Genomic DNA, 15,101 nt, shown 5'->3' with positions numbered 1-15,101 from the left:
ATCGTCACCATCGAGGGGTGTGCGACGGGACGTCGCGTGTCGCTACCGGCGCGTCAGGTTTCTGTTGTCTCGATCGGACTTCGCTGGCGCCGGACGATCCCCGTGACCACGGCGATGATGGCACCGACAGCGAGCACGACGGCCGATGCGAACGGGAGTGCGTTGTCCACGGCGCCCACCGCCAGGACGGCGGGGATCGCCAGCCCCGGCCACTGCATCACAGTCTTCCAATCACCCGAGCTCCACCCGAGGATGGAACAGATCCCGACGACGAACAGCACGACCCCGCCGCACAGGATCCAACGGCCCGCGTCGGTCAGCTCTCCGACGGGATGCATGCCCACCCTGCACCTGGCCGGGCTGCGGGAAGCCGAAAACAACGCTCTCGCAGTGATTGACTCGGTTGCGGGCCCAATTGAGCCGTCGGCAAATTTTCTGAGCCGCCGAAAGACTCAACGGAGGAAGCGACTGGTGCCGGTTGAAGCAGCCCTCAAGCGCCGGTATCCACAATGTGGCTTCCTGGTCGACATCACGAGGTGTCCGCAGCAGTCCCGCCCAAAACCCCATCATCAGCGCCGCGACGACCTTGTCAGCGGTGGGAAGCGCGGACGCTCGATCTGATCGACGCCTCGAACGCTGGAGCATCAAATCTTCGTATGCTCGCGCAACTTTGCTACGACCGTCGCTGGACAGCCCCGCCGCGCTCGCACTGTCGAACCACCGCGCTCCATATCGAGCTTTCAAGGCCTCGTGCATCTGCTGGCGAAGGACGACCTCGACAATTCGTAGGTGTCCGTGAATATGCGACGACAGCTGGGCGTCCAGCAGATACAACGCGAGCGCCGGACCCTCATGACCGTCGCACGCTCTACGAAACGGAGCCAGACGCGAACTCGCCGTGAGCGAGATCAACGCAGCCTGCTGCGAAGGCGTCGGTTGAACAAGCACGCAGCAGAGGCTACAGTTGGATATGTATTCCCGGCGCAGTCCGGGTTTCAGAAGCCACCGTCACCCGTCAGGGAACGGTGGCTTCCTTCGTTCGAGCGGCACTCGTCGCCACACCGGCGTCATCCGGCCACCCACCCGGTGGTTGTGATGACGGAGAGGGCGCCCGCTCGGGCATCTCTCGTCCGCTGGATACCGCGTTGCAGTCTTATCAGTGACTTCACGATCCGCTATCGCGCAGACGGCCTAGCGGTCGTACAAGCACATGATTTGATCCAGTGCGTACCGAGTTGTGACAGGCTCGTGTCATCGAGTTTCCACGAACGACAATCTCGCATTCCACAAAAGCGCTTTGACCTGCATAAAGAAAGGAAAATCCAGCAACAATGTGTCAACAACACAACGTACACCAGGTCCGCTGCCTCACTTGTCCATTCAAAACCACCGCGGTTCACCACCGTCTGCGATACGCGACGAAAACTGTTACGTGGACTAAGTTTCCGAGTCCATGTGGACCCCGTGCCCCCAGTCGGACTCGAACCGACACTGTGCGGATTTTAAGTCCCTAGAACTGGATTCACATGAACGCCTCTGGACTCAATATTTGTTTATCTGCAACGGTTTTCGTACATCACCGTCCGGGCCGGTCCATGTCCGAACGTACCGACTTGTGACAGTCTCGTGACACCGAGCGTCACTGATATTCGACGCTCCGATCTGTTCTGAACCTGCACGGATGTCGATGGTCTGGGGTAGACGGCACGATTGAAGCGCTTGCGATAGTTGATCGGACTCCTTGGCAAGACCACCTCTAGAGTTTCGCTTCACCTCGTCGACCAGTATTGGAGCGAATGAACTAGCAACCGACCGATTCGCTCATCCGCCCGGCACCGATTTTGGCGAAAGGACCTGGTGATAATCGACAACCGATAAGCGGTTCGTACGTCAAGTACGTGCTCCACGGTGTGCCGTATCAGGATGTGGTGCGGCTCAGAATGGGTCGTCGAAAGTGTCGCCCAGCAGATTCAGGGTCCGCTGCAGCAGCTTCTCGATGCGGTGTTCGACCTCGTCGACGAGACCGGGGACATCTGCCGTGGCCACGTTGGCCCGGCGCCGGGCCTGCACCCCGCGCTCGTAGTAGCCCGGATCCAAATCCGCCGAAACCGGTGCTACTGCAGTAGTTTCAAAGGTGTCCGTACGGCTCTCGTTGTCGATGCGGTGGTGCCCGGGTGTGCGGGCTGTGCGCCGCGGCGGAGAGTCGGTCAGAGACGCGTTCACGACCGCGGCGACGGCGTCCGCAGTCATGGGCGCGGGCGGGAACGGCATGTGTCCCCACCGATCGATCGGCACCGCGACCGGACCCGGTCGCTGCGGCCAATGCTCCATGTCGGGATACCTGCCGCGCTCCAGCTGCTGCGCGAGCAGGGTGGTCGAGTGGTAGCGGTCGGAAAACTGCCGAACTTCGGACCACCGGTGCCACTACATGGCTGGCGTCGCATCCGTCGATCGGGCGGTGATACGGACGCGGTGACTGCCGCCGATCCGCACATCCTGCCCATCGATGGACACGTCGGTGCGGTCGAGATCGGCGATCGCCCGGTACGAGAAGCCCGTCCCGGCGAACATCAGCAAGACCGCATCCCGGCGTCCGAACAGTGCCTCGGTCGTACCCGATACCGGCAGAGCGGCGGCGATCTTGTGAACGTGCTCAGCGCGGCGGTCGAGTCGCTCCGCGCGGACGGAGTTGAGTGCCAGACGGATCGACGTCACCTGCCCCGGTGGGATGTGACCGGAGTCGAGGTGATGGCGGTTGATGGCCGAGACGCGGCGCCTCTGCACCGCGTCACCGGCAGGACTGTCGTCAAGCAACTCGGCCGAACACCACCGGAGTCGTTGGTAACGAAACGTATTCGGCGGCGGAGCACCAGTCGACGAACAGTCCCCAGTCTTAGTGATATCGAGCTGACGGGCGGGGCGGTCTGGGTGCCACATCTCGAACGCTACCGGCGGCGTCCGACAGCGGCGCTCCCCTAGTCTCGGGTCAGCGCGGTCCGAAGTCCGGCGGCAGCGCCACAGCCTCCATCGCCGCACGCAGGCGTCGCCTGTCGACGACATGATCGGGGTCGGACACGATGATGACGTCGTCGGACGTGCGGACATGGATCCGGAAGCCCCGGGCCTTGGCCTGTACGCGGAGCTCTCGTCGCCAACTCGCGAGGTCGAGACTCTCGACCGGCCCGCGCCGCACCACGGCGGCGCCCATGTCCCGAACCTTGTCCAAGACGTCGTCGTCGGAAACTCTGTTCCCCTCTTTGTCGAACATTCTTCGACAAAACCACAACCAGGTGACACAAGCAGGTAGACCCGCCGGATCAAGTACACCTGACAAGATGTGAACGTACGAGTGGTCGGCCTCGTCGCGGACCGAAGGCCCAGTCGTCGAATTACGCCCAAGCCAGACAGGACTCGGTGGGAGTCGCGGCACGTGAGCGTGCGCCCTGACGCCGTACTTGCCCCGATGGGGTCATAGCGATAGCATTGATCCCGCAGACCCCCCCCCCGCACCTGTGGAGCAGGGGGTCTTGCTGTATCTGGGGGGGGTATAGCGGTTCTGGGCCTCGTTTCGGATCGCGCTCGGAGAGGTAATCGGCGTACCAGTCCCCCGCGAACACGTTCTTCGTGTGACTGTCGATCGTGGCGTGGGCGGACCATGCGACGAGGTCGGCCATCTGAACCAGTTGTGAGCCCGATGAGTCGATATGGATCGCATCTTCGATCACCCGTCGTTCGGCCAGGGCGAGGTTGCGGTGGGTTGTGCGGTAGGAGCTGTCGCTCCCGTCGCCGTCCATGAAGATCAGACCCAGCGAGTCCGACTGTGCCAGCTCGTGTTCGATTCGAGTGACGAGGTCGGCGTAGAGCTCGCGTTTGGTCTGGGCAAGCGCCGTGGGTTCGCCGTGGCGGTACACCGACCCGACCGTCAGACCCTCGGTGGAACGCAGAGTGTCGAGGCACTCGACCGCGACTTCTCGGCCGAAGTCTTTCAAGTACTCGTGCCCGTCGTGGACGTGTCGCTCGGGGATGTGTTTGGAGATTCGTCCACGCCCGTTGACGTACTCGGTGGTGTGCAATTCCTGTGTGACGGGGATGCCGTACTCGCGCCACAAACGTTTGCGGGTGTCCAACCACGATCGCAGCACCGACCTCCACCGGTCTGGGCTGAATTCGATCCACCCGTACACGGCGTGGCCGGACTGGGGCCGACCGGAGTCGTCGATGTAAATCATGCGATCGATACGTGGAGGCACCGATAGATGATGACGCTTCCGCCAACTGCGGCGCGCGAGCAACTCGCACACCGTGGGCCCACGAACCGCTGAGTAGGTCCGCCGTCATCTCGGTTTACAGACAAGACAGCCACCACGGCACGAGACGATGCCGACGCCTGACCGTCCGCACTGTGAGCGGGCGCATCGGGCAATTGTCGCCGCCTCGGGGTGGACGCCAACTTCGTTCACCTGTTCGAACCGAAGCGCCCATCGTGTTCGTTCAATCATTCGAACAACCGACAAATATGTCATTCGAACGGTGTACATCTGTCGATTGTTCGAATGAACGGTGTAGTGCTGACTGGGCCATCGTGGCTGCGTGCACCTCGTCCTGCCTACGGGACGAGGTGCACGCAAGTCACGCTGCGGTCAGCGGGTAGTGCGTTGCTTTCCGTCGGTGACGAAGCCGTCGGAGCGGAACGGTTTCAGGCGCACTATCGGTTCGGCGGCGTGGCCCCGTTGATGGTGGACGACGCGGTATTCGGCGCTCAGCTGCCGAAGGGAGGCGATCGTCAGCTGGGTGAGGTGCTCAGCGGTGTCGGGGTCGGACTGCTGCCCGGGCCGCAATTCGGCGTCGAGTACCAGTGTCGTGCGTTGCTCCGAGTCGGGTTCACAGTAGGCAACGAAGCGGCCGGTCAACCTCGTGGCGAGGGAAATATGCTCGACTGCGGGTCTGAAGTAGTCGGTATAGAGGTTGACGGCATTGAAGATCGCTGCGACATCGGTGCGTCCGTGGACGAGTAGATACGATCCGGTGGCATCGATGCTTTCGGCGAGGTCGCTGTATCCGTTGTCGTGCAATTGGTTACGGATCTGTGTCCCGGTCAGCACGGCGCCGCGATCGTTGACTCGGTACCGCACCAACGGGAGCACTCCCCCGACAGTGAAGAGCAGGTATCCCTCGGAGTCGACCTCGATGTAGGTGTGTTCGGGTCGGTATTGGACGAAGGCGGGTTGCTGGACGAGGTCTCCGGAGGTGTACTGCGTGCCGAACATCGTCGTGTTGAGCACCGGGTCGTGCGCTGCGGCTGCGCGGATAGCGATGGTCGCTGCGGTTTCGTAGCCGACGAACCCGACGTCCGTTGCGCCGTACACCACTCGGACGAGGTCACCATTCGGGTGGCCGAGCATCGTCAGCACCAGGGTGCGCCATGCTTCGCTAACCGGTTCGCCGCCGACGATGACGATCACGCGATGCCGCCGGAGCAGGTCGCCGTGCGTATCGAGCAGATCACGCACGATCGGCGGGTAGGCGAAGAGAACGACCTGGTCGTAGATGTCCGCCGCTTCCTCGATGAACTGGACGATCGCGGACGTATCCATGCCGGGGGTGGTGACCGTGAGACGGTGATGTCGTCGCTGCAAATCGAAGAGCATCTGCGCCATGAAAAGTCCGCCGACGTATTGGCCGGAGGGGAATGTGACCGCACACAGTGCGGAGCGACGTCGTGTATCTGCCGTTTCCTCGAGAACGTGTCCGAACATCGTCGCCCCGTGGTCGGTGCTCGCCCGCCCGCGGGACCAGGCGGTCGGTGTGCCGGAGGATCCAGCGCTGAAGGCGATGACTTCGACCTCGCCGGGTTCACCTGGCTGGAGGTCGGCGAGTGTGTTGACGCGGCGGTAGTTCTCTTTCGTCGTGATCGGCAGCGCGGACAGATCGGGCATGTCGGCGACGGTGTCGGGATCGATGCCGTGGTCGGTGAGGAACCGGCGGTAGGCGGGAGTGGTCGCGGCGACGACACCCGCGAAATGTGTCGGCTGTTCGGGCGTGTGGTGCTCTGCCGTGGTCATGGCGGGGCCTTTCGAATCATGATCCGGCAGCCGAGTGCTCGATGCCGGACTCAAAAGTGGGACCCCTCGACCTCACCTCCGGCGCAGTTGCCTTCACCGTTTCATGAAATTGCGAAGATCGCGTGAAGGCAGGCGATGCGGGCAGTGACCTGGTCTGTTGTCGTTGTCAGCGGCGTGCGTTCTTCAGATCGTCGGAGGCTTGCTTAGCAGCTATGTACGTTGCGTGCTTTTTCGTCAGATCGGTTGACGTGCCGCGTGCGGCTGTGTATTTGTCGATCGTTTCGCACAGTTTTTGCGACGGCGGCACCCAATAGGTCCCGACTTTGAGCCTGTACACCGTCGACTCCGATACCAAGAATCCGGTCGCTTCGGAGAAAGCGCGTGCGGCGGCGTCGTCGTTCGTAGCCGCGGTGTGCTTTCTGATCGCCTCGTAGGCCGACAATGTCGCGGCTTCGAACTCACGCGTGCATGTATCGAGGGTGAGGATAACCTGTGCGGCGTGGCGGGCACGTGTTTGCGCTGCTGCCCCTTCGCCGGTGGGCGCATTCGTCGCGGACTCAGTGACTTCGGCAGGTGGTATCGGCGGCGTGGCGGGGACGAGGACCTCCGGGAAAGGTCCGATACCGATGACGCGCGGGATGACCGAGAGGTTCGAACCGAATTCGCGGGCACGCTCGGCGAACAAGGGCGAGTCGAGCATGCCGTGGATCAATTGTTTCGACGTTTGGTCCGGAGCCAAATCGACCAGGCGTGCCAGCGCGTCGTAATGATGGTTCTTCGCTCGCCGCAAGATCTCGGCGACTGAGGGCTTGAGCTTGTTGGACGCTTTTACTCGCAGGTTCTTGTCCATCTCGGCCAGCGTGGTGCAGGTGTGTTCGAGATGAGCGATGGCTTCGTCGATGTGGCCGGCGCGGGCTTCGTTACCCAGGAAGAGCGCGAGGGGCCCGATTCCAGCGACGTCGACAGCAGCGCCATGCAGTCGCGGCGCGAATACCAGGGTGTGGACGGTGGGCCACTGGTCGGAGGTCGACTCAGTCTTGTCGGCGAGGCATTCGAGTAGCCCTGTGCGGGCTGCCTCGACTACGACTGGTTGTCGGCTGCGTCCTCGTGGTGTGATCGCGGGCTCCGGGTCCGAGATTGTGGCCACGAACTCTTCGAACAGCGTCGCAGCGTCTGAGGTCGTCCCCGATTGCCGTGCGTAGGTGCTGATGGTGGCGAGCAGGTTCGCTGTCGCTTGCGGGCTGGTGGCACGGTCGAGCCAGGACACCACCTGTTCGAATGTCGGAGTGGTGATCCCGCGTTCGGCTAGTCGACTGAGCAGGTCTGCACCATCGCGTTGGCTGTTGTCGCCGCCGGTGAGCAGGTCGGCGAGCCAATCGTTCAGCATCGGGGCACAGGAGTCGATGGCGTCGAGGTTCTCGGGGCGGGACAGTAGTGCAGCGATCGTCGCGGTGCGGCCGACCGTGCGGGCAATCGCGATGATGAGGGGAACGAGGACATCCGGTCGTTGGTGTGCGCGTTCGATCGCACGGTCGAGGAACGTGTTCGCGGCTTGCCTCTCGCGTGTGATAAGCACATCGATGTCGGCGAGAGCATGCCCTGCTGCCACAGCCTCCGGCTCGCCCCAGACGATGGCCACCGGTGCCAGCGCCACCAGGTGGTTTCCGGTGGTGAACAATCGGGCGTCGTCGGCGTATGTCCGCATTGTGGGTGCCAGAATTCGGTGGACGACATCGGTATCGATGTCGTGGTGCCAGAGTGTCTGTCGGGCGACGGCTGCCCACAGCTCGTCGCCGGGGGCCGAGCCGTTGTGCGCGGCGGGTAGGTGTCCATCGAGCATCCTGGACAGGATGGGGACCAGAGCGCGGCGAGCGGCTGAGTCGGTGCTCAGCATTCGGGTCAGGGCACCGCGCGCGAGTTGGCGTGGTGCGGGACGTCCGGTGAGCGCGACGATGCGCGTGAAGGTGGCGGCGATGAGGTGGTCGTGTTCGGGACTCGAGAACCGGTGCATGGTCGTACCGAGGGCCAGGAGCTGGGCTGCGACGATGGGATCGCGGTCGCCTCCCGGTCGTTCGAGCGCAGCGAGCACGGTGTGAACCCAGTCGAGCCAGCTCGTGGACATGTCCGCGGCACCGGTGAGTCGTCGGTCCAGTTCTGCGGCGGTGAGCATCGCGAACGCATCACGAACGGTATCGGCGTCGCTGTCATCCGAGCGAGCCTGCACGTCGCTGATCGCGCTGGCCAACTCATCGAGGAAAGTATTCTCGCGCAGTAGGTTCCATAGATCAGCCGCCAGGATCAGGTAAGCGGCGATGGTCTCCTTGCCCGAGGAGCGCGATCGTGTGCCGGCCGTCGGGGTGGCAAGACCGATGATGGTGGCGAGGATCGTGTGGCGGGCCAAGGCCGGCTCGGTGGGGGCGATCTGCCGCAGGAGGGTGCGGGGTTCGCTGTTCGATTGCAGATACAGGCCGTGGGATGCAGCGAGTTCGGTGTACATGTCGGTGCCGCGAATAAAGTCCGCCATCGACGCGGGGTCGCGGCCGGCGAGAGAGGCGGCGGTCGTGGCGATCGCCGTTCGGAGACTGGGCCGCGAGGCCCACAGCGCTGCAAGGCGCTCCGCGACTACAGCTATCGGGCTGTGTACGCGGGGCAGGGTTCGGAGGAATCGGCGTAGCTGGTCGTCCGTGGCGGAGGAGATGTCGTGATCGGAGAATCGAACGGTCGCGGGGTGGTGCGCCCAGACGGTCATCGTGATCGCGGCCAATGTCGGGTGGCCGGTCTCGAGCAGAGTGCGGCATGCATCGCGCACTACGGGGTGCGCGATCGTGTCGGTGCCGAGCACGATCAAGGTTTGTTCGACGACGGCTCCGACGAACAGATCGTCGGGTGCGTCGATGATCCGCTCGATCAGCCGCGGGAGTTCGTGCTCGCCGCCGCGTGCGGTCAGTCCCTTGGCGGCGGCGAACTCGAAGAACGTCTGGTGGAAGAAGCGGACTCGCTCATCGACGGTGATCAGGACACCGCGAGCAGTCAAGGTTCGAAGGTCGCTGCGGAGTACGTCCTCGCCGGCCGGGTGTCCGTTGGCTGCAGTGACGTCGGCGGCGCGGCGGACGAGGTCGCCGATGTGCGGTTCGGGAGTTCCCAACGCCAGCATTGCGATCGCGAACATTCCGGCGGTCGCGGTGAGGTCGTCGCCGCCGTCGATCGGCGTGTCCGGTCCGGTGCGGTGGTCGGCGGCGACTCGGCGTGCCCAGAACTGGGAGTACAAGCCGCTGACGTCGAGTTCGAGGCTCGGAAAACGAGGCGCGGACAGGGAGAACAGCAGGCGCAGCAGCAGTGGGCTGGTGCACACCTCGTCGACGAGCAGCCCGCGTGCGCGAGCGGAGGTGATCGCCGTCAACGGGTCGGTGGGCACGGACGCATCGTCTGTGCAGAATTCCTCGGTCAGCGCGACGATCGCCGACGGCAATTCGCGGTCGATCGAGTAGGGTCCGAGGTGCACCTTGTAGCCCACAGTCGGCGGCAGGTACGCACTTTCCTGCGGTCTGGTCGTGGCCACCACCGGTACACCGGCGCGGGCGAGCTGGTCGAGCAGATCGACGACGGCGAGCCTGGTGGATTCGTTGTGCAGCAATAGATCTGCAGTGTCGAGTAGCAGCACGGCACCGGGCTCGGTGATGACGGCTTCTGCGATGTCCGCGGTCGATGTGGTGCGCGATCCGTCTTCGCTGCGCTGCAGCCAGGTCGCAGAGACCATCATCGGTCTGCGCTGACGCTCCCGCAGCGCATGGTGTAGCGACCACAGCAATGTCGACTTCCCATGCCCGGCTTCACCGACCACGATCTGCGGGGCAGTGCCTGGCAGGTCGAGGCGTTCGAGCAGCGCGGGTTCGATGCCGCGCGGGACGTACCACCGCTGATCGGCGTGGATGTCGAGTGGTTGGGCCCCGATGCTCTCGACGAGGCGATCCGACAGACGCGTCAGGCAATCCCAGTGATCGGACCGAAGCAATCCGTGGTGGATGTAACCGCCCACCGCATCCGGCTGGCGCGGGACGAGGTCGCTCACCGGTTCGGTGCCGCGACGCCCGGCAGCAGTACCCGCAACACTCCGTCGACGACATCGGCGGCGGACTCGCTCGGGCGGGTCAGGCACCGGAAGAGGACGTTGTTGGTGAGCATGATCGCCGCTTCCATCACGGGGGCATCGGCGGTGAACACCGCTTGCTCTCGACCGCGTTCGAGAATCGGCACGACGGCTGAGGGGAGGTAGAGGTTCTCCAGAACTGTGGTGACCGTGCTGGGCTGCTGGAATTGTTCGAAACTGAGCGCCAGAAGCATTCCCGAACTCATGGCTCGGTTGCCGATCACGAACTCCCCGATTGCGGTCAAGGTACGGCGCAACGCGGCGAGGGGTTCCACTGCTAGTTTTTCGTCGGCTCGTTGAAGCCGGAGCACCCGGTCGAACTCGGGCTTGAGCCCGGCGACGATGATGTCGATCTTGCTCGGGAACAGACGAATCAGATCATCGAGCCGGATCCGGGCAGCGCGGGCAATGTCGGCGAGGGTGACCAGGAAGTATCCGTGGTCGACGAAGAGGGTTTCGGTGGCGGAGATGACCTCGGCTTCGACGTCGTCGAGCATCGGGTCGAGGGCGCTGTCTGCGGCCGAGGGGTCCGCGTCGGGGATCGACCGGTCCGAATGCACCGGGTCGATCGCCCACCGCAGGATCGATTGGGTAGCGGCGCCGACATCACGAGGGTCGATGGTGCCGGGTGTGAGCATCTCGCGTAGGGCCAGTCCGTCGAGGAGTGATCCCAGAATGGTCGAAAGCATCGTCAGCGACAGTGGCTGCCGGATCGAACCGCCGCGTGCTTGCACGGCATCGCCGACCAACGCCCGGAAGTCGGTGTCGAAGCGTTCGAAGTCCGGTACGACTGCCTTGCGGGCGCCGTCGTGGTCGCTGGCGAGAAGTACCGCAAGCATCCGCCGACGGAGCAGGCCGGAGGTCATGTCGTCGAACACGCCGCTGACCTGCTCCGCGCGCGCGGATGCCGACCGGTGCCCGCCCGCGGACTCCGTGGCGGAGGGGAATCCGGAGTATTCGATGGTGATGTTCTCGAGCAGGTCCTCGACGAACGCTTCCTTGCCGCCTGTTCCTCCGGCGCGAGAACTACCGGGGTAGGTGTTGTGGAAAGTTTGCTGCGACAGACCCGCCTCGTCGACGACCGCCGAAATCGACAGAGCACGCACCATGTCGGTCATGTCGAGCCGGCCGAGAAGACGCGAACCGGCGCGTAGCAGTTGCTCCCGAGGGGTCGGCTTCGAACTCATCGGGTAACCACCTTGATCGAACGAACATGGGTATCGAACTATAACCACAAGGCCGCGCTAGCCGCAGAATGTAGCTGTAGCTACACACGCATGTAGATGAGACACAAACGTGGGCATGTGGATCGAGACTGATTGTGTTGCAGCAGATCTGGAGACGTGTTCAGATTGCGACAAGCTTCAATCATCACCTGTCTCGTGGCCCGTACAACGGGTGCACGCGGCCACATGGCGCTCTCGGACGACCGCTGAACAACGGATCCTGGGTGCGCTTCTCCCCGACGCCGCAGTCGCCGATCCGCTTCCGAATCGCCCCCGCCAATGACGCTCTGACTCGTTCGCGATGTCGATTCGTGTCAGCTTTGAGAGGTAACGATCATGGTTCTCACCGCTCCCCCGCCTCCGTCAGGCATTCGGCCGGCCACGCCCGGTCGCACCCATTCAGTTCGGTCGCCGCTGCGGACCCGCATCGTTCCCACCGCTGCACCGACCGTCCCTGCTCTGCAAGCGCCGCTCCCCTCCGTGGCCACCCGCGCGGCCGTCCCCGGGCGCCCCGCGTACGCGCACGCCGGATTGAGCAACAGAGAGATAGACGTTCTTCGAGCGTGGCTGTACTGCGACTCGAAGATCGGCGTCGCCACGACTCTGCACATCGCGCTCGGAACGGTCAACACCCACCTGACCCGCATACGACTCAAATACAACGCCGTCGGACGGCCCGCCCCTACCAAAGCCGCGCTTGTCGCCCGCGCGCTACAAGACGGCATCGTCGCGCTCGACGACCTCTGACGAGCCACCTCGCCCCCGGGGTGAGAACGCCCGTAGACCCGCCAGCGCACACAGGGGAAGGCGTCGTTGACGACAATTTGCGACGCCGACTGAACCAGGTGGCCAAACGTGCCGTGCTCGGAGTATTTAACACGCCCCGGACAAGCTGACAAAATTGAATTACTCAGTCTCGCAACACAATGACTGCACACCTTCCACGCGCAAGGCAGGTCAAAGTGCTGCCGGAATTATTGGTGATCGTGTTGGTCACCGTCGATCCGTCGACGGTGACCGCGTAGGTCCAATCCGGTTCTGCCGCTGAGGCCGCTGCCGGGAAGGCCAACAATGCCGGGGCACAAACACACCCGCCGAGAAGTGCCCGGTTGATCGATCGCATGACAAATTCCTTGTCGTCGAGTGAACAATGTCCGACTTATTAGTTTGCAGCAAAAAAGACCAAGAGGCATCTTTCGGACCGAACGCAGCACAACAGGACAGAAACAAGCTCCGGAGATGTTGCGCCGATAACTCTGCAAGCCTGGCGCGCCCCACAGACTGCGCCGCGGTTCGCCTTTACAGTTCGATCGTGGACACAAACGGATCGGACCTCGGTGGCGGAGACGCCGGCGGACCAGATATCGATGGCGAAGACACCGGGCGCAATCCCGGTTCCACTGGGAAGAGCAGCGTCGAGCAGGTCAGCAACACAGGAGAGGACGGCAGCGAGTCGGTGTTCATAGCAGTCGATTTCGCCACCGGCCGCTACGAGGGCAGCTCACGACGCGCCGCACCAACCCCGGTGCCTGGTTCAGGCCGGAACGCCGCTCGACCACCGGTTCACACCGCAGACGCGGAGATGTTGTACGACCTGTTCATCGAACTGACGCCGAGGCAGCGCAAGTTCGTCGAAGTCGCTGCCTGGACCCTCGCCGACGACGTCTACGACGCGATCGACGAGCTGGCCAAGATCCCGGACTTCGCGTCGCAGGACATCTCCGTTCTCAGCGACTTCCCACCATCCACCTGGACACAATCGGTGACATGGTGGCGTCACCAGGCACGCTGTTTCAACGACCTCGCTACCGAGACATCAGGTGCTGCCGATCCCGATCCTCGGTGTACCGGTGAGGAAATGGCACTGCACCTGATCATGCAACGTGCCCGGGGTATGGCCACAGACCCCTCCGATCCACGTACCGACCTGACCGACGGACTCCCCGAGCACAACAGTGACAGCGACTGGGATGGTCCGTTGGAATTTCTGTTCCAAGACCATGACGTACTGATGTTGTTCGACGAGGACATCGAACCTGGTCTCGGCGCAGTCAATCTCGATCCGGCGCAGTGGTTCACCCCGTTCGCCGACAGCTCGCCGCGTGACCCGGAGCGAGGGTTTCGGCGCTGAACGAACACGTCAGCACCTACCGTTCGCTGGATTCCCGCGCTGGAATTGTCAGCGCCGGATCACGGGCACGCCATGATGGGCAGGTTCGGGGTCGGACGCATCAGGGGGAGTGTTCTCCGCGAGTGTGAGTGTGAAGGCGCCGCAGTGGTGGGCGCGGTCGCGTCCCGCTGTTTTCGCTGCGTACAGTCCGCGGTCGGCGGCGCGGACTATGGAATCCATTGTCCGCTCCACTCCGAGACGGGCGTGGTCGACGGGACTCGGTTCACCGGTAGTCGCCGTGTCGGCGGCACTGCGGTCGATGTGGATCGGCGCGATCCCAGAGGTGCTGTGGGGTGTCTGCTCGATCTCGACTGTTACCGACCCGGCGCTGACGGTGACATCGCCGCTCGGTCGGACTGCTTCGACGATGGTGGTTCCGAGCGTCGGATGCGCTCCGGGCATGAGGAGAAGAAACTCTTCGCCTCCGATGCGGGCGACGATCGATCCGGGCTCGTTGGGTCGGGCGACGGTCTGTTCCAGTGTTCGAGCGATGGTGATGAGGACCCGGTCGCCGGCGGCATGTCCGTGGGTGTCGTTGACGGTCTTGAAGTGATCCACGTCGATTACGACGGCGGTCAGGGATGCGGCTTGACCGTCAGCCGTGCGCAGTGCTGTCTCGGCGGCGGCGAGTAGTCCACGTCGGTTCAGCAGGTCGGTCAGTGAATCGGTGTTGGCGAGTGTCTCCAGTCGCTGGTTGACGGCGGTGATGGAGCGTCGAAGAGCGAGAATCAGCGCTACGGGGACCAGCACAGTGGTGACGGCCGCGCCGACCGCGATGATCGTGACGGCCATGCCGGAGGACTTCATAGCTGTGACGGACAGCGTCGTGGCCATGGCCATCGATGCTGTGGTCAAGGCTGCTGTGACGCGGGGTGGGGAGCCGGAAGCAGCGATCGCCGGTACGACGGCGAGCATGGAGGTCACCGCGCGGGTTCCGGCGGGGTCGGCGATCAGGTACGCCGAGATCGCTACTCCCAGCATGCCTCCGGATCCGAGGATCGTGAACTGGGTTTCGGTGAGGCGTCCGGCGCGGACAGCGATCGCGACCGTGAGGGCGGTGAACGCGACTATGGCGGTCAGGATCGGGAGTGCACCGGGCCGAAGGAAGGAGGGCTCGATCAGGGCGATGGCGAGCATCGGTAGCGCCCCGGAAGCGCTGGCGATGACCATGCCGGTGCGGGTGTCCCACCGTGAGCTCGAGGTGGAACGCGGGGCCATGGGTCGGGGGTGGTGCACAGTCATCGTCGGGCGCCTCTGATCCGTTAAGTATTCAACTGCTTTCCTATCGGGCGTGCGTGGATGAACGTTTCCGGCGTACGACATCAAGGGCTGACCCGCTAATTAGCCCTAGGGTTAACGATTCAACCTTCAAGCATTAGCGTGATCGTCAAGATTCCCTGGCCCTTGTGACTGATCTGTGGGTGTATCGGCGGCCAGGTAGTGATGCGAAGTCGCCAAAAGACGTATCCTCAAGCTGACGGCATCAATCGACTCTT

The 15,101-nt window shown here is 63.5% G+C and carries 11 protein-coding genes; 2 read left to right on the top strand and 9 right to left on the bottom strand.

What is annotated here, in order from left to right; all coding sequences use genetic code 11:
* Positions 1-53: 53 nt before the first annotated feature.
* From CH292_RS04455 to CH292_RS04420, 8 genes are all read right to left on the bottom strand, one after another.
* Positions 54-338, bottom strand: a complete 285-nt coding sequence (locus tag CH292_RS04455) for a hypothetical protein (protein WP_255182809.1) — start codon at positions 336-338, stop codon at positions 54-56.
* A gap of 1,597 nt (positions 339-1,935) precedes the next feature.
* Complete coding sequence (locus tag CH292_RS04450; RefSeq protein ID WP_143545721.1) at positions 1,936-2,331, bottom strand: hypothetical protein; 396 nt, start codon at positions 2,329-2,331, stop codon at positions 1,936-1,938.
* 93 nt (positions 2,332-2,424) lie between these two features.
* Entirely contained in the window at positions 2,425-2,814 is a 390-nt protein-coding gene (locus CH292_RS04445) for a hypothetical protein (RefSeq protein ID WP_094654068.1), read from the bottom strand.
* 172 nt (positions 2,815-2,986) lie between these two features.
* A complete protein-coding gene (locus tag CH292_RS04440) occupies positions 2,987-3,268 on the bottom strand; it encodes a hypothetical protein (RefSeq protein WP_094654067.1) in 282 nt (93 codons plus the stop codon).
* Between the two features lie 121 nt (positions 3,269-3,389).
* Positions 3,390-4,250: a DUF3800 domain-containing protein gene (locus CH292_RS04435; RefSeq protein WP_094654066.1), complete on the bottom strand. Its 861-nt coding sequence runs from the start codon at positions 4,248-4,250 to the stop codon at positions 3,390-3,392.
* A gap of 390 nt (positions 4,251-4,640) precedes the next feature.
* Positions 4,641-6,062, bottom strand: coding sequence for a hypothetical protein (locus CH292_RS28810; RefSeq protein ID WP_094654065.1), 1,422 nt, complete (start codon positions 6,060-6,062; stop codon positions 4,641-4,643).
* A 166-nt stretch (positions 6,063-6,228) separates the two neighbouring features.
* Positions 6,229-10,131 (bottom strand): hypothetical protein, encoded by a 3,903-nt coding sequence (locus CH292_RS04425; RefSeq protein ID WP_094654064.1) that lies wholly within the window; start codon positions 10,129-10,131, stop codon positions 6,229-6,231.
* Complete coding sequence (locus CH292_RS04420; RefSeq protein ID WP_094654063.1) at positions 10,128-11,396, bottom strand: TetR/AcrR family transcriptional regulator; 1,269 nt, start codon at positions 11,394-11,396, stop codon at positions 10,128-10,130. Before CH292_RS04420 ends, CH292_RS04425 begins: the two co-directional genes overlap by 4 nt.
* A 375-nt stretch (positions 11,397-11,771) precedes the next feature.
* Between CH292_RS04420 and CH292_RS04415 the strand changes: the two genes are divergently transcribed.
* Complete coding sequence (locus CH292_RS04415) at positions 11,772-12,182, top strand: LuxR C-terminal-related transcriptional regulator (RefSeq protein ID WP_094654062.1); 411 nt, start codon at positions 11,772-11,774, stop codon at positions 12,180-12,182.
* A 565-nt stretch (positions 12,183-12,747) separates the two neighbouring features.
* Positions 12,748-13,566, top strand: coding sequence for a hypothetical protein (locus CH292_RS04405; protein WP_094654060.1), 819 nt, complete (start codon positions 12,748-12,750; stop codon positions 13,564-13,566).
* Between the two features lie 48 nt (positions 13,567-13,614).
* Here the strand turns inward: CH292_RS04405 and CH292_RS04400 are convergent, their stop codons facing one another.
* Complete coding sequence (locus tag CH292_RS04400) at positions 13,615-14,847, bottom strand: GGDEF domain-containing protein (protein WP_094654059.1); 1,233 nt, start codon at positions 14,845-14,847, stop codon at positions 13,615-13,617.
* Between the last annotated feature and the right edge of the window lie 254 nt (positions 14,848-15,101).

The organism is Rhodococcus sp. 14-2470-1a, assembly GCF_002259425.1.
GTDB lineage: Bacteria > Actinomycetota > Actinomycetes > Mycobacteriales > Mycobacteriaceae > Rhodococcoides > Rhodococcoides fascians_E.
This window is presented reverse-complemented; position numbering and strand designations above follow the sequence as displayed.